The sequence below is a fragment of the Halococcus hamelinensis 100A6 genome, from assembly GCF_000336675.1.
GTDB lineage: Archaea > Halobacteriota > Halobacteria > Halobacteriales > Halococcaceae > Halococcus > Halococcus hamelinensis.
The window spans coordinates 66,514-90,860 of the sequence record NZ_AOMB01000014.1; the positions used below are offsets into that span (position 1 = coordinate 66,514).

Here is a 24,347-nt window from a genome sequence, read left to right on the forward strand (position 1 = left end):
CTGCGGTGGACGGTTCGCCTCAGCTGGGTCGCTGGCGGTAGATCAGGTTACGCTGGACGGCGTTCGCACCCTCGTAGATCACCGGCACGCGGCAGTCGCGATAGACCCGCGCGATGCGGTTCTCGGTCAACACCGAGCGCCCGCCGTGGAGCTGCATCCCGCGCTCGGCACACTCGACGGCGGCCTCGGTGGAGTTGGCCTTCGCGAGCGCGGCCCAGTAGCCCGTGTTCTCCTGTTCGGCCACCTTGTCGGCGGCGCGCCAGTTGAGCGCCCGAGCGCGTTCGAACTCGATCAGCATCTCCGAGAGGTCGTGTTGGACGGCCTGAAACTCGCTGATGTCCCGGCCGAACGCCTCGCGGTCGTGGACGAACTCCCAGGCCTCCTCGATGGCCGCCGCCGCCATCCCGAGGCCGTGCCCGCCGACCACCACGCGACCCTGGTTGAAGAACTCCGCGAGCATGTAGAAGCCCGCGCCCTCGACACCGACGAGGTTCTCCTCGGGGATCCGGCAGTCGTCGAAGACGATGTGGCCCTGCTTCGAGGCGCGGTAGGCCATCTTCTCGGGGATGTGTTCGGCCTCGTAGCCCGGCGCGTCGGTGGGCACGATGAACATCGAGTAGTTCCCGTATCTATCGTCGCCGTCGCCGCTCTTGGCGTAGACGGTGAGCCAGTCGGCCTCGACCGCGTTGCCGACCCAGTACTTCTCGCCGTTCAACACCCACTCGTCGCCGTCCTTCTCGGCCGACGCCGTCATCCCCGCCAGGTCCGAGCCGGTCTGGGGTTCGGAGACCGCGAGCCCCGTGATCTGGTCACAGGCTGCGACGGGTGCGATGTACTCCTCCTTCTGTTCTTCGTCGCCGTACTCCTCGACTATCTCCGCACCGAAGCTCGCGAGCTGGAGGGTGAGCGCGATGCCCGCGTCGGCTCGGTAGAACTCCTCGGCGATGGCGAGCATCTCGTGGAGCCCGTAGCCTTTCCCTCCGTACTCCTCGCCGATGTCCTGGGCCACGAGGCCCGCCTCCTGGCCCGCCTCCAGGACCTCCCAGGGATACTCGCCGCTGGCGTAGTACTCCTCGGCGTTCGGCATGATGTACTCCTCGGAGAACTCGTTGGCCTCTCGCTTGACCTCGCGAACGTCCTCCGGCACGATGGATTCGTCGAGCAACTCCATGCCACACGTTTCGGTCGCGGTCCCCAAATAGTTCGTGTAAACCGGGGGTCGTTCGTGAATCGTTTATTCTGTCTTACTCCGGGGCGGCCTCCTCGGGGGCACGGCCCTCGACCAGGGACTCGTCCGAGAACTCCTCGCGGAGGTCCTTCTTCGAGAACTTCCCGGTCGCGGTCTTCGGAACGCGCTCGATGTAGACCACCTCGTCGGGCACCCACCACTTCGGGTAGTCGGCGGCCACGAGGTCGAGCAGCTCCGCCGCGAGCCGCTCCTCGTCCGTACCGGCCGCGGGCACCACGAACGCCACGGGCCGCTCCTGCCACTTCTCGTGGGGCACGCCGGCGACCGCCGCCTCCGAGACCCCGTCGTGGGCCATCAGCGTGTTCTCGAGTTCGACACTCGAAATCCACTCGCCGCCGGACTTGATGACGTCCTTCGCACGGTCGACGATCTTGATGTAGCCGTCCGAATCGACGCTGACGACGTCACCCGTCTTCAACCATCCGTGTTCGAAGTCCTCCTCGTTGGCCTGTGGGCGCTCGAAGTACTCCGTCGTGACCCACGGCCCGCGGACCAGGAGTTCGCCGAAGTCCTCGCCGTTCCACGGGACTTCTTCGCCGTCGTCGTCGACGACCTTGAATTCGAGGCCTGGCATCATCAGCCCCTGGGTGGCGCGTTTCTCGTATCTCGCATCCGCCTCCCACGACTCCATGCCGGACTTGAGCCGCGCTGCCGACCCGATGGGACTCATCTCGGTCATGCCCCACGCGTGGAGCACCGTGACCCCGAGGTCGTCGAAGCGCTCGATCACCGACTTCGGCGCGGCGCTCCCGCCGATGACGATCTCTTCGAGTGATGAAAGATCGACCTCGTGGTCGTTCATGTATTCGAGCAGCCCCAACCACACCGTGGGAACCCCGGCGGTGATCGTCACGCCCTCGCTTTCGATGAGGTGAGCGAGGTCTTCGGGCGTGGGTGACGGACCGGGATAGACGTGTTTCGCGCCGGCGGAGGTGGTCGAGAAGGGCATCCCCCAGGCGTTGACGTGGAACATCGGGACCACCGGCATCACCACGTCGGTGTCCCTGATGTCGAGGCCCTGGGGGCTGATGGTCGACATCGCGTGCGACCAGAGCATCGACTGGGTGTACTCGACGCCCTTCGGTCGGCCCGTCGTCCCCGAGGTGTAACACATCCCGGCGCGGCGTTCCTGGGACAGTTCGGGCCAGTCGTACGCCTCGTCCTTCCCCCCGATGAACGACTCGTAATCCACTACCGGGTCGAGGTCCGTCTCGGGAACGTCCTCGCCCATCACCACGAACTGCGTCACCGAGTCGAACGAGTCGGGGTCGTAGGCGGCCCCGAGTTTCTCGACCAGTGAGGGATCGACGAACAGGAGTTGGTCGCCCGCGTTCTCGACGATGTACTGGATGTGCTCGTCGGGGAGGAGCGGATTGATGGTGTGGAGTTGGCGGCCGGAGTCCGGCACCGCGAAGTAGGCCTCGAAGTGGCGGTGGTGGTTCCAGCAGAACGTCCCCACCCGCGCGTCGTCGGCGATGCCGGCGTCGTCGAGGGCGTGGGCGAGCCGTGCGACCCGGTTTCCGTACTCCGCGTAGTCGTAGCGCTCGATGCCGTCGTGGGTTCGCGAGACGATCTCGGTGTCGGGGTACAACCGCTCCGCGCGCCAGCGGAACGGCCGGATGGTCTGGTCGGTGCCTCCGGGCATACCCCGTAGAGGCGCTCGTCAATAATGATTCTTCGCCACGGATCGCCATGCGAAGCGGGGTCGTCAGTCCGAATCCGCCGCGTGCTCAGTTTCGATCTCGCGTGCGGCGGCGAGGATCCGGTCGTCGTCGATGTGTTCCAGCAGTCGGTCCTGTCCCCGTTCGGTTCGGGCCCCGACCGCCTCGTCGTCGATGTAGGTGTCGAACCGCCGGTCGATCTCGCGCTCGCGGAGGTCGACGGCGCGCTCCTCGTCGAGCCCGTGGTCGTCCGGCGTTCGCTCCGCGAACAGCTCCCGCCACCGGTCGCGGTCCGCCCACTCCCCGGTCAGTTCGGCCTCGCTCCGTCGCCAGTCGTAGTGTGCCGCGAGGTCGTCCGGATAGCCGCGTTCGCGGCGCGCGTCCGCGAGCGCGGTGCGGGCGACGTGTGCGCCCCGACCGGCCGCGACGACGACCTGGACGTCGGTCTCGCCACCTGGAGAGGCGACGTAGAGCCCGTCGACGGGCGTGCTGCCGTCGCGGTCGGCGTACTCGGGGTCGAAGCGCTCGTAGGTCTCGCCGTCGTGGACGTACTCGTCGAAGGCCGCCTCCCCCACCACTGGTCGAAGGTAGTCCGCGCCCTGTCGGGTCGCCGCGACGACTCGCTTCGCGCGGACGGCCTCGCCCTCCTGTGGTTCGACGACGAACCCGCCGTCGGTCGCGCGCTCGACCGACCGAACCATGTCCGGGACGAGGTCGGCCCCCGACGCCTCGACGTGGTCGTGGATGAGGTCGTAGAACGTCCCCACGTCGATGCCCGCCGGGAAGCCGAGGTAGTTCTCGAGGTACGCACAGCGCTGGAGCGACGACTGGCCGCGGTCGAAGACGGTCGTATCGAGACCGTAGCGCGCGGTGAACACCGCCGCCGAGCAGCCCGCTGGCCCGCCGCCCACCACGACGACGTCGGACGTGTCGTGCGCCGTCTCGCTCACGTCGTCCCCTCGCCGGTGATGATACGCGCGACGCGCTCGCGGTCGAAGAGCCGTTCGTTCGGGGGGATCTCCGGGTACGGTCCTTTCTCGTAGGTCGGCCACTCGCCGAACCGGTCGGGATAGAGCTGCTTCGCGCTCATCTCGAGCTGGAAGAGGTTGAGGATCGGACCCTGATACCGCGCGCCCTGGGCGTAGACCCGGTCGTTCTCGACCGCCGTGACGTCCGCCGCCACCGGGTCGTCCGCGAGACCGCTCCGGATGCCGGGCATGTCGGTATCGGGGTGCATCCCGCCGAGCGCGAGGACCACCTCTGGGTCCGCCGCGAGCAGGGTCTCCGTGTCCACCGTGTCACCGGAGGAGACGTCGTCGCCGAACGTCTCGGCCGGCTTCAGCGGTCGGATGTGCGCGACCAGGAAGCCGGGGACGCTGACCTTGTAGGCGTAGATGCTTTCGAGGTCGCTGAGGCCGAGCAGCGCCACCGTCGGGCGCTCGCCCGTCGCCGGGAGCTCCGATTCGATGGTGTCGCGCAGGTCCGAGTGGATGGACGACAGCGCCCGATACCGTTCCCGTTCCTGAAACACCGCCGCGACCTTCTCGAACATGTCCCACAGCGAGTAGTAGCGATACCGGTCCTGGTAGGCCTCCGGCGGGGTCGCGTGGGTGTCGCTGTACTGGTTCCCGAACCACGGCGCGACGTTCTCGCCGATCTCGGCGAGGTCGCTCTCGTTCCAGCCCTCGACCGCGAAGACGCTCGCGGGGTCGGCGAGATGCACGTCGCTGTCCAGTTCGTAGAGCTTCTCCTTGCTCGGCTCCCACGAGGAGTAGAGCCCCGACCAGTCGAGCGAGACGCCCGGCAGCCGCGGGGTGAACTGGTTCCAGAGCGCATCGTAGTAGTCGGGCGCGTGCATCGCGTTGACGTCGTTGCCCCGACCGAGCGCGAACGCCATCCCCGCGAGGTGGGTCAGCCGCGTGAAGACGGTCTTCGGGACCGCCTCGAAGCTCACCTCGCCCATCGGGGCCATCGTCACCGAGTACGCGTTCCCCGACCCGTCCGTCGTCCCGTCGGTTCCGTTCGTCCCGCTACCCGTCTCGGTACCCCCGGCGGACCCGCTCGAAGCGGTGTCGGCCTGCGTTTCGGACGACCCGTTCGCCCCACCCGAACCGTTCGAGCCGCCGCTCCCTCCGTTAGTACAGCCGGCGAACAGCCCGCCGCCGATGAGCGCGCCGCCGTACTTCACGTAGTCGCGCCGCGTCGGTACACCGTCTCCCGTCTCGTCGCTCGCCATACGTTTTAGGCCAGCCTAAGACATAAAGCCGTTTTCCTTTTCGGCCGGCCGAATTTCGTGACGGGGGGTCCGGACCTACTTCCACTTGATCGAGCAGCCGCGCGACGGCTGGAACTGCTGGTCGACGGGGACCCCCGTCAACACCGACTCGATCGCGCCCGCCATCTCGAAGCCGTGTTCGCCCGAGGGCTCCTCGTCGGGGCCGGTGGCGTCGTCGAGCCGGCCGTGGTAGGCGAGCTCGAAGCCGCCGTCACGCTTCGCGAACAGGAACGGGTCGGGGGTGCAGACCGCGCCGTAGGCCCGCGCGACCTCCTGGGACTCGTCGCGGAGGTAGGCATCGTAGCGGACCGTGCCGTCCTCGACGAGCTCCTGCATCCGGTCGAAGGAGTCCTCGGGGTACTCCTCGGCGTCGTTGGCGTTGATCCCGACGACCGCGACCTCCTCGTAGCTCTCGGCCAGCCCGTTGAGCGCCTCGATCTTCGCCTGGGCGTAGGGACAGTGGTTGCAGGTGAAGGCCACGAGGAGCGCGTCGTGGTCGTGATAATCCGCGAGCGCGTGGCTCGCGCCGTCGGTCCCCGGGAGTTCGAAGCCCGGTGCGCTGTCGCCTCGTTCGAGGTCGCGTGCGGACTCTTCGAGCGTCATACGCCCTTCGAACCCCCGAAGACGCAAAGGTGTTTTCGCCCGCGAAGCTTTTTCTCAGTTCGGCATCATTCGACGATATCGATGGACGAGATCTCGGTGCTGTGGGTTGACGACGAGCGCTCGGTCGCGGACCTCGGGGCGGCCCATCTCGACCGCCTCCTCGATGGCGTCGACGTGACGACCGAGACGTCCGCCTCGGCGGCGCTCGAACGGTTCGAACGTGCGCCGGGGGCGGTCGATTGCATCGTGAGCGACTACACCATGCCGGGGATCGACGGGCTCGAGTTCCTCGCCACGGTCCGCGAGTCCCACCCGGAGCTGCCGTTCATCCTCTTCACCGGCAAGGGCAGCGAGGAGGCCGCGAGCGAGGCGATCTCGGTCGGCGTCACCGACTACCTCCAGAAGGGCACCGGGAGCGAACAGTACGAACTCCTCGCCAACCGGATCGAGCACGCCGTCGAGGCCGACCGCGCCACCGACCGCGCCGCCGACCTCGCCCGGATCAACGCCNAGTACGAACTCCTCGCCAACCGGATCGAGCACGCCGTCGAGGCCGACCGCGCCACCGACCGCGCCGCCGACCTCGCCCGGATCAACGCCGTGGTGGCGGAGGTCCAGCGCGAACTCGTTCGCCAGTCGACCCGTGAAGGGATCGAAGCACGGGTCTGTGAGTGCCTCGCGGGTTCGGAGTCGTACAGCCAGGCGTGGATCACCACGGCGACCGACGACGGCGGGTTCGCGGTTCGCGAACGCGCCGGCGACGGAGCGGCGGCGTTCGACGACCGCCCGACCGACGACGTGACGCTCGAGGACGGTCCGATCGGTCGAGCGATACGCACGGGCGAACCACAGGTCTATCACGAGGGTCACGACGGGGCGTTCGAGTCGTGGCGCGAGACGGTGGACTGCCACGGGTTCGACTCGGTCGTCACGTTGCCGCTGTCGTACAGCGAGGCCTCCTACGGCGTGCTCGGGATCTACGCCGACCGTCGAGCGTTCGAGCCCGACGAACGCGACGCGCTCACGGAGCTGGCCGGCACCATCGCACAGGCGATCCACGCCGCCGAGACGCGTGGCCAGCTCGAACGCCGCGAACGCGCGCTCGCCGAGTCCGAGCGGAAGTATCGGGCGTTGCTCGATACCGGGCCGGACGCGGTGCTCGTCGTCGACGCGGTCACGGGGGAGGTCGTCGAGACGAACGCCGCCGCCACGGAGCTCCTCGGTCGCGACCGCGAGTCGCTCCTCGGGGCGGACTACACGGCGATCTATCCCCCGGACGAGGCGGAACGGTATCGGGAGTTCTTCGACGAAGGGTCGTTCGTTGACGGGAAACGGTCCGTGGGCGTCCACGACGGGTCACCGCTGGTGGTCGAGCGTGCCGACGGCGAGCACGTCCCGGTGGAGGCCGGCGCGAGCATCGTCGAGCTCGACGACCGGCGGTTGATACAGGGGGTGTTCCGAGACGTCTCCGAGCGGCGGGCGCGCGAACGCGAACTCCACGAGGAACGGGCGGTCATCGGGAGCCTGTTCGACGCCACGCCGGACCCGATCTTCGCCTTCGACGCCGACGGCCGGATGCGCAGGTGGAACGAGACCTTCGAGTCGGTGGTCGGCTACTCGCCCGAGGAGATAGCCGGGATGAACTGCCTCGAGTTCATCCCGCCGGCCGACCACGCGCTGATCCGAGAGGAGATCGAGGCGGTGGTCGAGCGTGGCGAGAACGTCACCGTCGAGTCGGCGTTCGTAACGAAGACCGGTGAGACCATCCCCCACGAGTTCAGCGGCGCGCGGATCGCGACCGAGGCGTTCCAGGGGGTCGTCGGCACCGGGCGCGACATCACCGACCGAAAGGAGCGCGAGCGCGAGTCCGAACGCTACCGGACGGCGACCGACGCGGTCGACGACGCGGTCTACGTGCTCGACGGCGAGGGCCGTTTCGAGTTCGTCAACCAGGGCTTCACCGACCTCACGGGCTACGAGGTCGCGGACGTCCTCGGCGAGAGCGTCGAGCGTATCAAGGACCCCGAGACCACCGAGATGTTCGAGGAGCTCGTCGGCGAGATGCTGTCGGCGGGTGCCGAGGAGACCACCGTCGAGTTCGAGGTCCGGACCGCCGACGGCGAGTACGTCCCGTGTGAGGACCACCTCGCGCTTCGGCTCGTCGACGGCGAGTTCCGGGGGGTCGCGGGCGCGATCCGCGACACCACCGAGCGCCGCGACCGCGCGAAGACCGTCGCCGCGCTCCACGAGGCGACCCGGGACCTCATGCGCGCCGAGGACCGTGTGGACGTGGCGGACGCCACCGCCGCGGCCGTCGAGGACGTCCTCGGCTTCTCGCTGGCCGCGGTCCGGTTCTACGACCCGGAGACCGACAGCCTCGACCCCGCCGCGCTGACGCCGAGCGGTGTCGACCAGTACGGCGACCGGCCGAGCTACGACCGCGACGAGGGGTTCCCGTGGCGCGCGTTCGAGGCCGAACAGCCCATCGTGGCCTCGGGGAACGCCGTGATCGACACTCACACCGACTTCGAGAGCGCGCTCTACGTCCCGATCGGCGACCACGGCACCCTCAGCATCGTCTCGGTGGACGGGGACTTCGAGGACGCCGACATCGAGCTCGCCCGGATGCTCACCGCGAACGCCGCGACCGCGCTCGACCGGCTCGCGCGCGAAGAGCAGCTCCGGCGCTACCGCCGGATGCTCGACACCGCCGGCGACAGCATCTACGCGCTCGACACCGAGGGTCGGTTCATGGCGGTCAACGACCGCCTCCTCGACGTCGTGGGCTACAGCCGCGAGGGACTGGTCGGCGAACACATCTCGGCGATCCTCGAAGGGGACGCGGTCGAGGCGGGCAACGACGTCGTCCGCCGACTCCTCAGCCACGACTCGGAGCGCGACACCGCCTCGTTCGAGTTCGAGGTTCGACTGGCCGACGGCAGTCTCCAGCCCTGCGAAGCCCAGATCACGCTGCTCCGGTCCGACGGCGTGTACGAGGGAAGCGTCGGCGTCATCCGCGACGTTTCGGAGAAGAAGGAGAACGAACGGTACCGACGGAAGCTCTACGAGACGACGTCGAGCAGCGGGCTCGATTTCGACGAGCGGATCGACCGGCTGCTCGAACTCGGCTGTGCGTATCTCGACGCCGACGTCGGGTTCATGACACACATCGAGGACGGGACGCTCCGGATCGAGGCGGCGCGCGGCTCGCACGAGGCCATCGAGCCGGGTTCGGAGTGTCCGCTGTCGGCGGTCTACTGCCGACGGACCGTCGAGACCGACGGCCCGTTCGCGGTTCACGACGCGGTCGCGGCGGGCTGGGAGGGCGACCCCGCGCGCGAGTCGTTCGGGCTCGACAGCTACATCGGCGGGAAACTCACCATCGACGACGAGGTCTACGGGACGTTCTGTTTCGCGGACCCGGCCCCGCGCGACCCGTTTTCGAGCGCCGAACAGGGCTTCGTCGACCTCGTCGCCCGCGGGGCGAGCCGCGAGCTCGAACGGCGAAAACACGAACACGACCTCGAAGCCCTCCACGACGCGACTCGACGGATGATGACGGCGGTCGACCGGGACGCGGTGGCCGAGACGGCCGTCGAGACGGTCGAAGACGTGCTCGATATCCCGATGAACGGGGTCTGGCGCTACGAGGACGACGAGGAGGTGCTCCGGCCGATGATGATGTCGGATAGATGCCATGAACTGTTCGAGACCCAGCCCACCTTCGAGGGGACGGATAGTCTCGCGTGGGAGGCGTACGAGACGGGCGAACCGCGCTATTACGACCACGTCGACGACGAACCGGGCGTCTACAACGCCGAGACGACCATGCGGAGCGAGATGATGCTTCCCATCGATGAGTACGGCGTGCTGATCGTCGGGTCGGTCGAGCCGGGGGCCTTCTCCGACCGGGAGTTCTCGCTGGCGAAGCTCCTGGTGACCAACGCCGGAGCCGCGATGCAGCGCGCCGAGCGCGAACACCTCCTCCGCGAGCGACAGCACGACCTCGTGACCGAACGCGACCGGCTGACCGCGCTGTTCGAGAACGTCACCGACGCCGCGGTGAGCTACGAACTGGTCGACGGCGAACCGATCGCCAGGCGAGTGAACGCCCGGTTCGAACGGATCTTCGGCTATCCCGGCGCGGAGGTCATCGACGAGAACATCGACGACTACATCGTCCCAGCCGAGCACGAAGCCGAGGCGGATTCGTTCAACGAGGCGCTCATCGAGGGTGAGAGCCTCCAGACGACCGTGCGCCGGCGGACCGCGGACGGGGTTCGGGACTTCCTGCTCCACATCGTCCCGCTCGAACCCGACACGCGCAACCTCGCTGGCTACTCGCTCTACACCGACATCACCGAGCAAAAGCGCCACGAGCGCGAGCTCGAACGTCAGAACGAACTTCTCGACGAGTTCGCGAGCGTGATCAGCCACGACCTCCGGAGCCCGATGAGCGTCGCGCGCGGCCGGGTCGAACTCGCCGAGGCCGAAGCCCCCTCCGAACACCACGAGGACGCGCTGTGGGCGCTCGACAGGATGGACACCCTGATCGAGGGCGTCCTCACCCTCGCCCGTCAGGGCCAGGTCATCGGCGAGACCGAACCCGTCGCCTTCGAGGACGTCGCCGAGCGCGCGTGGCGGGCGACGGGCACCGAGACGGCGAGCCTCACCATCGAGGCGCTCGACACCGTCGAGGCCGACCCCGACCGCCTCACGCGGCTGTTCGAGAACCTCTTTCGAAACGCGCTCGACCACGCCGGCGAGGAGGCGTCGGTCGTCGTCGGGGCGCTCGAAAACGGGTTCTACGTCGCGGACGACGGCCCGGGGATCCCCGAGGGCGAGCACGAGAAGATATTCGAACACGGCTACTCGACGACCGAATCGGGGACCGGGTTGGGCCTGATGATCGTCCGGAACATCGCCGAGGCCCACGGCTGGGACGTCCGTGCGGTCGACGGAGCCGACGGTGCCCGCTTCGAGGTCACGACGTAACCGACGACGTCCCGTCCGTGGCCGAGAGGGGATATTTTTTGTAGCTCCCGGTGTAGAGATATGTATTGTGGCGATGCAGCGATCCGCCGATGCGGATGCCGACCCGATCCGGGTGTTGTTCGTGGACGACGAGCCGGCGATCGTCTCGCTCGCCGCGACGGTGCTCGGGGGGATCGACGGGTTCGTCGTGGACACCGAGACCAGCGCCGCGGCGGCGCTCGACCACCTCGACGACGCGTCGGTCGACTGTATCGTCAGCGACTACCGGATGCCGGGAACCGACGGGCTGGAACTCCTCGCGACGGTTCGTGAGTCCCACCCGAAGCTCCCGTTCATCCTCTCGACCGGCAAGGGCAGCGAGGAGGCCGCGAGCGAGGCGATCTCGATGGGCGTCACCGACTACCTCCGGAAGGGCGGCGGGGTGGACCAGTACGAACTCCTCGCCAACCGGATCGAGAACGCGGTGGACCAGCGTCGCGCCGAGAAGGCGCTCGCCGAGCGCGAGCGCCGGCTCGAACGCCNAGTACGAACTCCTCGCCAACCGGATCGAGAACGCGGTGGACCAGCGTCGCGCCGAGAAGGCGCTCGCCGAGCGCGAGCGCCGGCTCGAACGCCAGCGCGACGAACTCGCCCGGCTCGACCGGATCAACGTCGTGATCCAGGGGATCATCCGCGGGCTGGTCGGGGCCGCGACCCGCGAGGAGATCGAACGCACGGTCTGTGAGCGGATCGCGGCCTCCGACCTCTACGGGGTCGCGTGGATCGCCGAACGCGACGGTCGAGGCGACCTCGCGGTCGAGACCGGTGCGGGGGTCGAGGACATCGCGGCGGTCGCCACCGACGGCGGGCTGGCGGACCCGGGCGTGCGCGCGCTCGAAACCGGGACGGTTCAGGTCGTCGAGGAGCCGTCCCCCTCGGCCGCCGACGAACCCGGCGGCTCCGGGCCGGTGGCGATGGTGCCCCTCTCCTACCGGGAGGTCGTCTACGGCGTGCTCGGGCTCTCGGCGACCCACCCGGACGCCTTCGCCGAACGCGAACGAGCGGGTCTCACGGTGCTCGGCGAAGTCGCGGGCTTCGCGATCAGCGCCGCCCAGAACATGAAGCTCCTGCTCTCCGATACGGCGGTCGCGGTCACCCTTCGCCTGACGGACGACACCGCGTTCCCCATCGCGGTCACCGACCGGCTCGACTGCCGCTACCGCCTCGACGGCATGGTTCCGGCGGCCGACGACACGGTTCTCCAGTACGTGACGATCGAGGGAGCCCCACCGGAATCCGTGCTCGACCTCGCCGAGACGTTCTCGGGGGTCGCGGAGGCGCGCCTCGTCTCCGGCGGCGAGAACGGCGGGCTCTTCGAGTTCGCCACCACCGAGGGGCCGGCCGACGTCGCGATCGACGTGGGCGGGACGGTCCGACGGCTCACGTCCGAGGACGGCGAGGCGCGGCTGGTCTGCGAGGTCGCCGCCGACACGGACGTCCGGCGGGTGGTCGACGCCTTCGAGGCGGCCTACCCCGGAACGGCGCTCCTCTCGAAGCGCGCGGTCGAACTCCCCGTCGGGACCGAGGCCGGCTTTCGGCAGGCGGTCGACGACCGACTCACCGAGAAACAGCGCGCGGCCGTGCGGGCGGCGTTCTTCGCGGGCTACTACGACTGGCCGCGCGGCTCGACTGCCGAGGAGCTCGCGGCCTCGATGGGGATCTCCTCGCCGACGCTCCACAGCCACCTCCGGAAGGCCCAGCGAAAGCTCCTGACCGCGTTCCTCGACGAGGACGGGTAGTTCGGACTCGCGTCCGAACCGGCCCGCGCCGCAAAAACCGGCCGGGAGCCAACCTTTTTGCGACAGTGGCCGTATCTCGCGGTATGAACACCCGCGCGGAACTGGTGTCGTTGCTCCGCGAGAACGCCCGATACACGACCGTCGACCTCGCCCGGATGACGGGGGCCGAGGAGCGCGAGGTCGAATCGACCATCGAGGCGCTCGAAACCGAGGGAGTCATCCGCGGGTACAGCGCGGTGGTCGACTGGCGCAACACCGACGACGAACCCGTCCGCGCGCTGGTCGAGTGTAACGTCACCCTCGACCGCGAGACGGGCTACGACGACATCGCGAAGCGGCTCGTCGGCTTCCCCGAGGTGGAATCCCTCCGGCTCGTGAGCGGCGAGTACGACTTCTCGATGACCGTGGAGGCCGACTCGATGGGCGAGGTGTCGCGATTCGTCTCGGAGAAGGTCGCGCCGGTTCCCGAGATAACCCAGACCGTGACCCACTACCTGATGGAGTCCTACAAGGAACACGGCATCGAGTTCGACGGCGACCGGGACGACGACCGGCTGTCGGTTTCGCCATGAAGATATCCGAACGAGTGAATCAGGTGCCGCCCTCGGGCATCCGGCGCTTCTTCGAACTCGCCGAGGAGATGGACGACGTGATCTCGCTCGGGGTGGGCGAACCCGACTTCACCGCGCCGTGGAGCGCGCGCGAGGCCGCCATCGACTCGCTCGAACGCGGCAAGACCTCCTACACCGCGAACCGCGGGATGCGGGAGCTTCGAGAGGCCATCGCGGGTCGGGCGGCGACCGAGTACGACCTCGATTACGACCCCGACGAGGAGATCCTTGTGACGGCGGGGGCTTCCGAGGCCATCGACGCGGCGTTTCGCGCCTTCTGCGACCCGGGGGATACGGTCGCGGTGGCCCAGCCCTCGTACGTCTCGTACGTGCCGGGCGTGGTCTTCGCGGGCGGCGAGCCCCTGCCGGTGCCGACCCGCGAGGCCGACGAGTTCCGGCTCACGGCGGAGGTGCTCCGCGAGGCGGGCGCGGAGGAAGCCGAGGCGCTGGTCTACTGCTATCCCAACAATCCAACTGGGGCGACGATGCGCGAGGAGCACCTCGAACCCGTGGCCGCGTTCGCCCGCGAGCACGACCTGACCGTGCTCGCCGACGAGATCTACGCCGACCTGACCTACGACGGCGACCACACCTCGATCGCCACCCTGCCGGGGATGCGCGAACGAACGGTCGTCTTCAACGGCTTCTCGAAAGCCTACGCGATGACCGGCCTTCGACTGGGCTACGCGCTCGCCCCCCCGGAGGCGATTCAGGCGATGAACCGGATCCACCAGTACGGGATGCTCTCGGCACCCACCACCGCGCAGTACGCCGCGCTCGACGCGCTCGAACACTGCAGCGACGACGTCCAGGAGATGCGCGCCCAGTACGACCGCCGGCGGCGGTTCGTGCTCTCACGATTCGCGGAGATGGGCATCGAGTGTTTCGAGGCCACCGGCGCGTTCTACGTCTTCCCCGAGAGCCCGTGGGAGGATGCCGAAGCGTTCGCCGAGGCCCTCCTCGAAGAGTGCGGCGTGGCGATGGTCCCCGGCGACGTCTTCGGTGCGGGCGGCGAGGGCCATCTTCGAGTTTCGTATGCGACGGGACTGAACGAGTTGCGCGAGGCGATGGACCGGATCGAAGCGTTTCTGGAGTGAGTGCTGATTTCTTCGACAGGATATGTCCGATAGATTGGGGCTATCACTTAACACTACGATCTATTTCGCCGGTGGAATAAAGACTTATCAGAGGAATGATTGTATTGACCACCATGTACGATTTAGTAGTCAAGATGTCCGGTGGGTTAGTGATCTTAGGAGGGTTGGGATTAGCAGGACTCGTGTTGCTCTGGCCGGCCAGTTTTTCACACCCGGCAACAGTCTTATACTGGCTGCTCACGCTGCTTGTTAGCATATTCGTCTCAGGATGGATCATCGGCTACGGTGCGAGCTTAGTTTTCAGGCGGAGAAGATACACGACTTATGGAATTTGCATCAGTGTAGCAGGCGGGCTCGGTGCCGGTTTATGGATTGTGGCGGGACATCTCATATAGTGTTGGGATAGTTGCCGCCCGGCGGCTGGTTTTGTCAGTGCCATATCTCTGAGTACTGTACCCTCGCGCTGGAGAATAAACCCGGACCTCGCCTTAGTTCACGAAAGCCTATTCAACACTGCCTCAACGTTGAGCTTTCCGACAGGCCCCTTGTCGATTGGCACTGTTTCGCCTACGATAGCACGTTGTATCTGCTTAGGGTTGGGGTTCTTCCCGCGATTGAACAGCTCACCTAGTATCATTGCCAGCGACCCAGTTACGATAGGAGCAGCGTAGCTTGTACCGCTAGCGAGGAAGGGTTCACCGTCCGAAGTTGTATCCAGTTGGTGACAAGGAGCGAGTACGTCAGGTTGCCCCCGTTGATAACTGATGTTCCTTTCCCAGGGTCTTTCCAGTCGGTTGTTTTCACAGCTTATGTCTGGCGTACATCCTAAGTAGCCACAGTAGTGGTCGCGAGGGTACCCATACCAACCATCTGATTCAGAAGGGGGGCTCAACCAGTACGAGCCATTCGGTCTAATTGTGGGGGTTTGTCGGTGTAAAGGTTGTTCTCCGCCAACATCGGTGGTACAGACTGCTTCGTAAGCACCGACACTGATTACATCGTCCTGTAATGCCGGACAGAATAGTGATAGAGGCTCATCACGCCTGCGGTTACCCGCACCAGCAACCACACAGACACCGTCATTGATAATTCTCTTTGCCGCGACACAAAGTCTACAGTTTTGATTGCAATCTGGCCGGTGTTTCCCTGCAGAGACGTTTAGTAGATCCACTCCAGCGTTTCGGGCAGCATCAAGCGCCTTAAGCATATTCTGGGGAGTGAACAGGCGATCTTCTGCAATCGTACGATAAAGATGAAATGTCGCATCCTTGCAATAGTGCTGAAGTAGAGCGAATACTCCTATGCCATGACCAGTAGTGTCGGCTTCTGTGCTAGCGACGAAGTTTTGTCGTTCGGCAATTTCGTGGTCCGAGTCAAACGAGAGGTTGTATAATGAGTCAATCAGACCAACCTTGATAAATCTGCCATCAGGACCTGAGTTGATAGGACGACTGACTCCCGTGTCATGGGATTGGTAAACAAAGGCACGGAGATCATCTACCGACTCGAATTTCTCAGCGGGTTCCCGTTTCCCTGGCTTAGATCCTCCAGGCTTTCGTCAGTCTCGATAGACTCCAAGCCCTCTATTTCGAGTAGATTCGTGATGGCGTTCTCTGGAACAGTCACCTCCAACGTATCGAAGGGTAGTTGTTCGGTGACCTCACCCCCTATCGCTTCGACTTGTTCCTCAACAGCAGAGAGAGAGTCGCTCTCAACGCCCAGTAGGAGGGTAGTGGATGCGCTGCTATCGGGATCCTCCCGCATTTGCTCGACAGCGCGCTCCACGTACCTCGTGGACATCCTAAGTGAGTATTAGCCGCCGCCGGGTTAAGTCTGGTCATCAGTGTAACAAGGTCTATTGGTCAGAACGGCGCTCGATGTCCTCTCGCTGAATCGCCATCAGTGCCGAGATGGTCTCGGGCATGAGGTCGGTCACAGTGTCGGGATAATTATCCGACCATGACCACCCCTCGCGGGTCTCCGAGCCGACACTGTTGCCGTCGGGGTCGTAGACTGTGAGCGTCTGTTTCTTCGTTCCGAGGCCACTGATGCCCCATGTCCACGTCATTATATTTCTCCTATGAGGACCAATTTGGTCACATATACTGTCCCCGAACTACCAGATACCTTCATTTCCGTGGATATTCGAGCATATCCGTTCTGGCCAGGATTGTATGGTATCAAGCCCGAAACCACAATCGGGTATCCTGTATCGCCAGTGTGGGAAATCTCCGCTTCAGGTTCGTTAGAAGGCCCACCTTTCAGTTTGTGATAGACGGTTTCGTTGGCATCGTCGATGTGCAAGGTGGAGACCAATTGTAGGTAGTAATTCGAGTAATCCAGCGAGGTGGCGATACCATCTGTGAGAAGTCCCATTTCTGTGACTGACGTAAACGCATTTTCGTAGGTGGTCGATGTTGTCGACTCGCTCGTTCCACTATACACGGTCGCGTCGATGACTTCATGACCTTCATCTTGGAGCGGAATGGTGCTGACCCCTCCTCCTTCGCCGACCGATAGTACCAGTATCGGTCGTCGCCTTCCTGATTGTGTCCTCACTGGTGGCGGGTTCGTCCTCTACGAAGGGGTCGTTCGTGCAGATGAACAAAACGTCAACCGAAACAGCCTCGTGAGCTAACGACGGATCCCGAACAGCCCTCGAAGCATCACGGCTTTACCGCCCGATCCCATGCAACCGACATGGTCGACGGAGCGCACATCGCGGACGTTGCGGACGTTCCCGAGGGCGGATCGTATCTCTTCACCGCCGAGGACGCCTTCACCAACGAGCAGGAAGTGATCCTCGTTCACTGCGACGAGGAGCCAGGCATCGAGGCGTGGGTCAACACCTGTACCCACGAGACCCAGCGCTTCGACCGGGGTTCGGGCGCGCCGATCCGCGACGGGCAGATAATCTGCCCGAAACACGGTTCGCTGTTCGACACCTGCTCGGGGGAGTGCGACAACGGCGAAGCGGCGGGGACGACGCTCCCCGGCGTCGAGGTCGCCGTCACCGACGGCGAGGTGGTGCTGACCGACGACAACTACGACTACCTCCGGGACGGCGGCACCGGCGACGACGGGCCGTCTTCGAGTTCGCACCTCTCGTTCTGACTCAGGTGTCGTCTCTTGGATTGACGACTTCGTAGAACCCGACCACCAGCGAGGGCACCACGACCATGAAGAGGTGCTCCTCGATGGGGATCCCCAGAAATTCCTTGCCGGTGCGGAGGTTGATCTGGAAGACCCCGACCTCCAGGGTGTAGCGGTCCCAGACGTACGCCAGCGGGTAGAGCGCGACGACGGTTCTGGCGGCGCGGCCGAGCGCGCCGGTCGCCGAGAGGAGGGCGTAGGCGAACGCGCCGAAGACGACCTCCGTCACGAGATACGTGTACCGACCGAACACGTCGATATCGGGCACCATTCGGAAGGCTACTCGCGGTGTGAACAAGGCTCTGACGGTCACACGGGGCACAGTCTTGATTATCCCCGGCGTCCAACCCTACGGGGTGAGCACGATGAATATCGCCGATATCGCAACCACGGACTACACCGCAGTGAGCACCGACGAACGGCTCGGGAAGGTGCGGACGGCCTTCGACGAGGAGAGTCCGCGGGGGCTGATCGTCACCGACGACGGCGCGTACGCCGGCGTGCTAACCCAGCGTTCGTTGATGCAGTCCCACGTCGAGGACTCGACGAAGGTCAGCGCGGTGATGGACTCCGCACCGCGGATCGAGCGCACCGCCGACGTTCGCGAGGTCGCGCGGATGCTGGTCGAGGGCAACACCAAGGTCGCGCCGGTCGTCGAGGGCGAGGAGCTCTGGGGGATCGTCACCGCCGACGGGATCCTCGATGCGGTCCTCGAGAACCTCGACGCACTCACCGTCTCCCAGATCCAGACCGACGACGTGGTCACGGTCGCCGAGGACGCCCGCGTGGGCCAGGCGATCAACCGCCTCCGCGAGCACGGCATCTCGCGCCTGCCGGTCGTGAACGACGCGGGCTACCTCACGGGCGTGCTCACCACCCACGACCTCGTGGAGTTCGTCGTCCGGAACATGAACCAGCCGACCGAGGGCGAGCGCTCGGGCGACTCACAGCGGATGCTCGACATCCCGGTCTACGACCTGATGAACTCGCCCGTCGAGACCGTCTCCAGTGCGGACACGGTTCGCGAGGCGGTCGCGAAGATGCTCGACAACGACTACAACGGCGTCATCGTCACGCCCGGCGACGACGACCGCCACGTCGTGGGCGTCCTCACCAAGACCGACGTGCTCCGAGCGCTGACGTTCACCGAGGAGGACCACATCGACGTCCAGATCACCAACATCTCGCTGCTCGACACCATCACCCGTGACGGCGTCCGCGAGTCGGTGACGCAGGTCGCCGACAAGTTCGGCGAGATGCAGGTCCAACACGCCCACGTCCGCTTCCACGAACACAAGGAGAAACTCCGCGGGATGCCGCTGGTGCGGTGTGGCATCCGCCTGCGAACCGACAAGGGCCAGGTCGCGGGCACGGGCGAGGGCTACGGCGCGGAGAGCGCCTTCCGGGTGGCGCTCGACAAGCTCGAACGCAACGTGCTCGAACGGAAGGGGATCCGGGCGGACGAACAGCGCCGGGGCCAGATCCTCAGAAAGCTCAACGAGATCTGAGCCGCGAACCGGTCTTTTTGATGACTACCCGAGGTGGGTCACGGCGCGACCGCGCCGATGTAGATCACGGCGACGAGGAAGAGCCAGACCACGTCGACGAAGTGCCAGTACATCGAGACCGTGCTCACCGAGGTGTGGCGCTCGGCGGAGTACTGGCCCATCACGGCGCGGGCCAGCACGATGAGGATGAGGACCGCTCCCATCGAGACGTGGAGCCCGTGGAGGCCCGTGAGCCCGAAGAAGGCGCTCGCGAAGAGCCCCGACGTGAGGGTGAAGCCCTCGTGGATGATGAAGAGGTTGTACTCGTAGATCTGGCCGCCGATGAAGACCAGCCCGAGCAGGAGGGTGACCCCGAGCAGCGCGGTGAACCGCCGGTGGTTGTCCTTTCGGAGTTCGACCTCGGCGAAGTGGAAGGTGAAACTGCTGACGACCAGCAGGACGGTGTTGGCGGCGACGAGCGGGCTCAGGAGTTCGGGGGGGATCTCCGCGCCCGACCAGCTCCCGGTCCGGATGAAGAAGTAGTAGACGAAGCCCGCGCCGAAGGTGAATATCTCGGTACAGAGGAACAACAACATCCCGAACCGGAGCATGTTCCCCGAGTGCTCGTCGGCGGCGCGCTCCCAGTAGTTCGCGACGAAGGCGTGATAGAGCCAGCCGAAGATACCGGTCAGCGTGAGGACGACCGAGACCCCGAACACGGCGGGGCCCGCGATCGCGGGCACGATTGAGGCCCCGTTGTGTCCCATGAAGAACAGGGCCGCGCCGATGTAGATCCCCGCCGCGCCGACCGACGCGATGTAGGGCCACCAGCTGGCTTCGCCGAACCCGCGCGGGAAGTCCGTCACCGCCGGGAGGTGATGTCCGCCGCCGTCGTCGCTCGTATCGTCCGCTGTTCCCATGGCGGCGGTTGCACACCGACCAGTAAAAGTCCTCCTACACCGTTCGGGCTCGCCGCTTCCACGACGACCACCTCGGACCGACGGCGACGACCGTTTCCGATGGGTTTGTTACGCTCGCGGCCCTCCCGTCGGTATGGACGAGCAGCCGGGTCTCAGCGACCAGTACCGGATGTCGAGCCCGTGGCCGATCATCGTGGTGCTCGGGCTGGTGTTCTCGGAGCTGGGGCTGTTGTTCAACGTCTTCCCGGTCGCGGTCGGCGGCCTCCTCCTGTTCGTCGGCAGCGTCGCGGGGATCCTCCTCGAATCCGGCTACGCACAGCGGCCGTGGAACGTCCTGCTCGGGTTCGGGGTCGTGCTCGTGGTGCTCGGCGGCGCGCTCACCGCGACCCAGCTCGATGCGGTCTCGGTCGACGCGCTCGTCGGGGTCCTGACCCAGCCGAACGGGATCGTCGGTCGCGGCGCGGAGATGCTGATCGCCGGCGTCGTGGTCGCGGTCGCGGGCGCGGGCGGCCGGTTCGTGGAGGCCGGCTCGGCCTGAGGACCGCTCCCCCGACCGCCGACGAACCGACAGGCTATTGATTCGCGCGCCGCGAGGGTGGGCCAATGGCAGAGCGCACCTTCGACCGTGAAACCCTCCTCGACCTCACGGTCAACATCATTCCGCTCGGGATCATCCTGTTCTTCGTGGTGGTGTTTCTCATGATCCGGCCGTGGGGGCCGAACCTCTACATGGAGACCGTCAGCATGGGACTGTTGGTGATCCCGTTCGTCGCGTTGGCGGCGCTCACCTACTTCTCGGGCCGCATCATCTCGCGTGACGAGGCCACGACGACCGAGGCCGACCTCTCGTCGACCGACGCCACGCTCTCCGAACAGGAACCCGAGGAGGAGGCGGGCGAGGACTACGAGATGGTCGAGGACACCCTCGACGCCGAGCCCGACGAGGACGACACGAACTGAGTTTCCTCGCGGCCGCGATCCCGACGGCTCGGTAGCGCCGCGACCGAACACGGACCCGGGGGGACGGCGTGGCCGAGATCTAAGGGTTCTTTACCCCGTGGTTCATCCCACGATCCATGGCAGACGCGCAGCTAGTACTGACGGTGTTAATGGGGCTGTTACTCGTGGGGGTGGCGGCGTGGCTCTCCCGACTCGAGGACTGGCGCTCGTACACCCCGGTTGGTGGCGGCGGCGCGGTGGGTCGCGAGTCCGGCTACTCCAACGAGAAACCCAGCGGGCTGATCCGGTGGCTGACGACCGTCGACCACAAGGACATCGGGATCCTCTACGGCGTCTTCGCGGTCATCACGTTCGTGGTCGCCGGGCTGATGGTGACGCTGATGCGGACCGAACTCCTCACGCCGAGCGAGGCGATCATCGGGCCGCAGTTCTACAACTCGATGCTCACCAGCCACGGCATCACGATGTTGTTCCTGTTCGGGACGCCGATCATCTTCGCGTTCGGGAACTACTTCATCCCGCTGTTGATCGGCGCGGACGACATGGCGTTCCCGCGGCTCAACTCCATCGCGTTCTGGATGCTCCCGCCCGCCACACTCCTGATCTGGGGTGGGTTCATCGTGGTGCCCTTCACCGACATCCAGCCCGCCCAGACCGCCTGGACGATGTACACCCCGCTCTCGGCGGGCGTCGGCAGCGGCACCCAGTCCGGCACCGCCGGGCTCGGCGTCGACTACATGCTGCTCGGCCTCCACCTCTCGGGGATCGCCACCACGATGGGCGCTATCAACTTCATCGCCACCGTCTTCACCGAACGCGGCGAGGACGTGAGCTGGGCGAACCTCGACATCTTCAGCTGGACCGTCCTGACCCAGGCCGGGCTGATCCTCTTCGCGTTCCCCGTGCTCGGGAGCGCGCTCGTCATGCTCCTCCTCGACCGGAACTTCGGGACGACCTTCTTCGTCGGCGGCGGCGCGATCCTCTGGCAACACCTCTTTTGGTTCTTCGGCCACCCCGAGGTCTACATCCTGGCCCTCCCACCGATGGGACTCCTGAGCCTCATCATCCCGAAGTTCAGCGGCCGGAAGCTCTTCGGCTACAAGTTCGTCGTCTACTCGACGCTCGCGATCGGCGTGCTCTCGTTCGGCGTGTGGGCCCACCACATGTTCACGACGGGTATCGACCCCCGTCTCCGCGCGAGTTTCATGGCGGTCTCGCTCGCGATCGCCATCCCCAGTGCGGTGAAGACCTTCAACTGGATAACCACGATGTGGGGCGGTGACATCCGACTCACCGCGCCGATGCTGTTCTGCATCGGGGCGGTCTCGAACTTCATCATCGGCGGCGTGACGGGCGTGTTCCTCGCGGCGGTGCCCGTCGACCTCACGCTCCACGCCACCTACTACGTGGTCGGTCACTTCCACTACATCGTGATGGGGCTGATCGGCTTCGCGGCCTTCGCGGGGCTCTACTACTGGTTCCCGCTCTACACCGGGAAGATGTACCAGAAGACGCTCGCGCGCTGGCACTTCTGGCTCTCGATGGTCGGCACCAACCTCACGTTCTTCTCGATGCTCTTCCTGGGCTACCTCGGGATGCCCCGGCGCTACGCCACGTACAGCCTCTCGATCGGCCCGCAGGGGATGATGCAGATCTTCCACCAGGTCGCCACGCTCGGGGCGTTCTTGATCCTCGTCGGCCAGGCGATCTGGCTCTGGAACTTCGTCCAGTCGTGGTTCGAGGCCCCCACCATCGAGGACACCGACCCGTGGAACCTGAAGGAGACCAACCAGTTCACCCACGAGTGGCGCTGGAACGAGCGCCGCGTCGAGACCGCGCTGACCGACGGCGGCGAGGAGGAAGCGGCTCGAACCGACGGCGGCGAAGCCATCGACGCGGAAGCCGACGACGCGACGACCGACGCGGAAGAATAGGCGTTTTGTAGCGGTCTTCGATCGGCGGTCCTCAGCTGACGACCAGTACGAACGTCAGCACGACCATCGACACCGAGATCCCGACGAGGATGGCTAGCAGGTACTCCTTTTCGGCCATAGCGCGGTTCGGGGACGCGCGGACAAAAGGCTAATCCTCCGGCACCCGATAGACGAGGTATGTCCGAGAACCCGACGGCCGGACGCATCGCCGGCCGCGACGGCCGGAGCGTGGTGCTGTTCGTCTACGTCGTCGTCGTCGCCATCGCGGGCTTTTGGGGCTATCTCCTCGGTGCCCTCGGGATCCAGGACCTCCAGCCGGTCTCGCTGTTCTTCCTCTTCGAGATCCAGCCGACGCCGGTCGGCCTCGCGGTCTACGGTATGATCACCCTCGGCGTCGGGCTGGGGGTCGTGCTGTTGGCCGTCGGCTACGTCTCCCGACGCTACACGGCGTAATCGGTAAGGGCCGAGCGCGTCCATCGCCCCCGTATACACCGCCGTCATGGGGGCGGGCCACTACGACCGCGCGCTCACGACCGCCCGCGCCGCCCTTGTCACGACGGCGGGCGAGTCGAACGAGCGAGCCCCTCGATATCGGCCGAACAATCCCACCATCGAGCACCGACCGTCCTCTTCGTCTCCCGACGAACTATAATGGTCGATAAAAATAAATAACTGGATCGCGTCACGTCACCCATGTATCAGGGGATATTGGTGCCGACGGACGGGAGCGAACTCATGGACGAGGTCATCGAGCGGGCGGTGGATCTCGCCGGGAAGTACGACGCGAGCGTTCACGCGCTCTACGTCGCCAACATGGGGACGATCGGGACCCTCGACGTCGACGACCGCGAGCGCATCGAAAGCCGTCTCGAAGCCCGTGGCGAGCGCGCCGTCGAGGCGGTCAACGACGCGGCCGAGGGGGCGGGGCTCGAAACGACTACGGCGACCCGGCGAGGGACCCCACACCAGCGGATCACCGAGTACGTCGAGGACCACGACGACGTGGACCTCGTCGTGATGGGGACCCACGGTCGGACGGGACTCAGCCACGTCCTGCTGGGGAGCGTCGCGGAGAACGTGTTGCGACACACCACGGTGCCGGTGTTGCTGGTTCGGGTAACCGAGTGACCTGACCCACTGTCGTTGGGGAGGTCCCGGGCGACCGTCAGCGACCCAGGTCGAGGACGTCGAAGTCGGAGGCGTCCGCCCCCTCCTCGTCGTCGGTCTCGTCCTCGGTGATGAACGTCGACCCGAGCCAGGCCGCGAGCGCGAACATGGCGTAGTACGCCCGGTCGCCCTGGGGGCCCTCGATGAACAGTTGTAGCGCGATGCCGATACCGAGGGCCGGGATCGCGATCAGGGCGGTTCGGACGACCCGTGGCAGGCCGGTCTCGCGCGGGAGCGGCGAGGCGAAGCTGAACGCGACACCGAGGCCCACGCCGAGACAGACGACCACGAGGATCGCGACGAGGTCGACCGGCGTCGGGAACGGGTAGTCGAAGAGGTAGTAGCCCGCGAGATAGAACACGGACAAGCCCGCCCAGAGACCGATGGCTCGGCGGACCGCGAGCAGCGCGAGTTCGGTGTTGTCGGGCCGGTTCATTCGAAAACGAAACGAGTCACG

General features: G+C 65.9%; 24 protein-coding genes and 1 pseudogene. 13 read left to right on the forward strand and 12 right to left on the reverse strand.

The annotated features are described in order from the left end of the window. Nucleotides 1-19 precede the first annotated feature (19 nt). The 5 genes from C447_RS05370 to C447_RS05390 form a co-directional block, all read right to left on the reverse strand. Nucleotides 20-1,171 carry an acyl-CoA dehydrogenase family protein gene (locus C447_RS05370; RefSeq protein ID WP_007691640.1) on the reverse strand — a complete coding sequence of 384 codons (1,152 nt, stop codon included), beginning with the start codon at nt 1,169-1,171 and terminating at the stop codon, nt 20-22. A gap of 73 nt (nt 1,172-1,244) precedes the next feature. Then, nucleotides 1,245-2,894 (reverse strand): long-chain fatty acid--CoA ligase, encoded by a 1,650-nt coding sequence (locus C447_RS05375; RefSeq protein WP_007691642.1) that lies wholly within the window; start codon nt 2,892-2,894, stop codon nt 1,245-1,247. Between the two features lie 63 nt (nt 2,895-2,957). Next, nucleotides 2,958-3,860, reverse strand: a complete 903-nt coding sequence (locus tag C447_RS05380; protein ID WP_007691644.1) for an FAD-dependent oxidoreductase — start codon at nt 3,858-3,860, stop codon at nt 2,958-2,960. After that, the gene (locus C447_RS05385; protein ID WP_007691646.1) at nt 3,857-5,146 is read right to left on the reverse strand and encodes an ABC transporter substrate-binding protein; all 1,290 of its coding nucleotides are present in this window, start codon (nt 5,144-5,146) and stop codon (nt 3,857-3,859) included. The genes C447_RS05380 and C447_RS05385 overlap by 4 nt, the downstream gene beginning before the upstream one ends. Before the next feature lie 75 nt (nt 5,147-5,221). Beyond that, nucleotides 5,222-5,788, reverse strand: a complete 567-nt coding sequence (locus tag C447_RS05390; protein ID WP_007691648.1) for a thioredoxin family protein — start codon at nt 5,786-5,788, stop codon at nt 5,222-5,224. An 81-nt stretch (nt 5,789-5,869) separates the two neighbouring features. Between C447_RS05390 and C447_RS18515 the strand changes: the two genes are divergently transcribed. From C447_RS18515 to C447_RS17610, 6 genes and pseudogenes are all read left to right on the forward strand, one after another. Beyond that, nucleotides 5,870-10,783, forward strand: coding sequence for a PAS domain S-box protein (locus tag C447_RS18515; RefSeq protein WP_007691650.1), 4,914 nt, complete (start codon nt 5,870-5,872; stop codon nt 10,781-10,783). A 73-nt stretch (nt 10,784-10,856) separates the two neighbouring features. Continuing rightward, nucleotides 10,857-11,141: pseudogene (locus C447_RS18930) on the forward strand (response regulator); the annotation flags it as partial. A gap of 199 nt (nt 11,142-11,340) precedes the next feature. Further along, the gene (locus C447_RS18520) at nt 11,341-12,561 is read left to right on the forward strand and encodes a bacterio-opsin activator domain-containing protein (RefSeq protein WP_007691654.1); all 1,221 of its coding nucleotides are present in this window, start codon (nt 11,341-11,343) and stop codon (nt 12,559-12,561) included. A gap of 83 nt (nt 12,562-12,644) precedes the next feature. Continuing rightward, nucleotides 12,645-13,133 carry an Lrp/AsnC family transcriptional regulator gene (locus tag C447_RS05405; RefSeq protein ID WP_007691657.1) on the forward strand — a complete coding sequence of 163 codons (489 nt, stop codon included), beginning with the start codon at nt 12,645-12,647 and terminating at the stop codon, nt 13,131-13,133. After that, on the forward strand, nt 13,130-14,269 hold the full coding sequence (locus C447_RS05410; RefSeq protein WP_007691658.1) for a pyridoxal phosphate-dependent aminotransferase: 1,140 nt from the start codon (nt 13,130-13,132) through the stop codon (nt 14,267-14,269). The genes C447_RS05405 and C447_RS05410 overlap by 4 nt, the downstream gene beginning before the upstream one ends. Nucleotides 14,270-14,382: 113 nt before the next feature. Next, complete coding sequence (locus C447_RS17610) at nt 14,383-14,664, forward strand: hypothetical protein (protein WP_152416134.1); 282 nt, start codon at nt 14,383-14,385, stop codon at nt 14,662-14,664. A gap of 98 nt (nt 14,665-14,762) precedes the next feature. Here the strand turns inward: C447_RS17610 and C447_RS18935 are convergent, their stop codons facing one another. Genes C447_RS18935 through C447_RS17615 form a run of 4 tightly spaced genes read right to left on the reverse strand, consistent with a single transcriptional unit; the run spans nt 14,763 to nt 16,828 of the window. Further along, nucleotides 14,763-15,713 (reverse strand): S8 family serine peptidase, encoded by a 951-nt coding sequence (locus tag C447_RS18935; RefSeq protein WP_394295343.1) that lies wholly within the window; start codon nt 15,711-15,713, stop codon nt 14,763-14,765. A gap of 53 nt (nt 15,714-15,766) precedes the next feature. Next, complete coding sequence (locus C447_RS05415; RefSeq protein WP_007691659.1) at nt 15,767-16,069, reverse strand: hypothetical protein; 303 nt, start codon at nt 16,067-16,069, stop codon at nt 15,767-15,769. 55 nt (nt 16,070-16,124) lie between these two features. Then, nucleotides 16,125-16,337: a hypothetical protein gene (locus tag C447_RS05420; RefSeq protein ID WP_007691660.1), complete on the reverse strand. Its 213-nt coding sequence runs from the start codon at nt 16,335-16,337 to the stop codon at nt 16,125-16,127. Then, the gene (locus C447_RS17615; protein WP_152416135.1) at nt 16,337-16,828 is read right to left on the reverse strand and encodes a hypothetical protein; all 492 of its coding nucleotides are present in this window, start codon (nt 16,826-16,828) and stop codon (nt 16,337-16,339) included. The genes C447_RS05420 and C447_RS17615 overlap by 1 nt, the downstream gene beginning before the upstream one ends. Nucleotides 16,829-16,969: 141 nt before the next feature. Between C447_RS17615 and C447_RS05425 the strand changes: the two genes are divergently transcribed. Next, nucleotides 16,970-17,383: a Rieske (2Fe-2S) protein gene (locus C447_RS05425; RefSeq protein ID WP_007691661.1), complete on the forward strand. Its 414-nt coding sequence runs from the start codon at nt 16,970-16,972 to the stop codon at nt 17,381-17,383. A gap of 1 nt (nt 17,384) precedes the next feature. Here the strand turns inward: C447_RS05425 and C447_RS05430 are convergent, their stop codons facing one another. Beyond that, the gene (locus C447_RS05430; protein WP_010612693.1) at nt 17,385-17,693 is read right to left on the reverse strand and encodes a lycopene cyclase domain-containing protein; all 309 of its coding nucleotides are present in this window, start codon (nt 17,691-17,693) and stop codon (nt 17,385-17,387) included. 94 nt (nt 17,694-17,787) lie between these two features. Here C447_RS05430 and C447_RS05435 point away from each other — a divergent pair, with 94 nt between their 5' ends. After that, the gene (locus C447_RS05435) at nt 17,788-18,930 is read left to right on the forward strand and encodes a CBS domain-containing protein (protein WP_007691665.1); all 1,143 of its coding nucleotides are present in this window, start codon (nt 17,788-17,790) and stop codon (nt 18,928-18,930) included. 38 nt (nt 18,931-18,968) lie between these two features. Here the strand turns inward: C447_RS05435 and C447_RS05440 are convergent, their stop codons facing one another. Next, nucleotides 18,969-19,829, reverse strand: a complete 861-nt coding sequence (locus C447_RS05440) for a cytochrome c oxidase subunit 3 (protein ID WP_007691667.1) — start codon at nt 19,827-19,829, stop codon at nt 18,969-18,971. 133 nt (nt 19,830-19,962) lie between these two features. Here C447_RS05440 and C447_RS05445 point away from each other — a divergent pair, with 133 nt between their 5' ends. The 5 genes from C447_RS05445 (at nt 19,963) to C447_RS05465 (ending at nt 23,851) form a co-directional block, all read left to right on the forward strand. After that, nucleotides 19,963-20,367: a DUF7541 family protein gene (locus tag C447_RS05445; RefSeq protein WP_007691669.1), complete on the forward strand. Its 405-nt coding sequence runs from the start codon at nt 19,963-19,965 to the stop codon at nt 20,365-20,367. A gap of 65 nt (nt 20,368-20,432) precedes the next feature. Next, entirely contained in the window at nt 20,433-20,789 is a 357-nt protein-coding gene (locus C447_RS05450) for a DUF6684 family protein (RefSeq protein ID WP_007691671.1), read from the forward strand. Between the two features lie 149 nt (nt 20,790-20,938). Next, nucleotides 20,939-22,723, forward strand: coding sequence for a cbb3-type cytochrome c oxidase subunit I (locus tag C447_RS05455; protein WP_007691672.1), 1,785 nt, complete (start codon nt 20,939-20,941; stop codon nt 22,721-22,723). Between the two features lie 177 nt (nt 22,724-22,900). Beyond that, nucleotides 22,901-23,176: a DUF7520 family protein gene (locus tag C447_RS05460; protein ID WP_007691673.1), complete on the forward strand. Its 276-nt coding sequence runs from the start codon at nt 22,901-22,903 to the stop codon at nt 23,174-23,176. 240 nt (nt 23,177-23,416) lie between these two features. Then, entirely contained in the window at nt 23,417-23,851 is a 435-nt protein-coding gene (locus tag C447_RS05465; RefSeq protein ID WP_007691674.1) for a universal stress protein, read from the forward strand. A 37-nt stretch (nt 23,852-23,888) separates the two neighbouring features. Here C447_RS05465 and C447_RS05470 read toward each other — a convergent pair whose 3' ends face one another. After that, the gene (locus tag C447_RS05470; RefSeq protein ID WP_007691675.1) at nt 23,889-24,326 is read right to left on the reverse strand and encodes a hypothetical protein; all 438 of its coding nucleotides are present in this window, start codon (nt 24,324-24,326) and stop codon (nt 23,889-23,891) included. Nucleotides 24,327-24,347 lie beyond the last annotated feature (21 nt).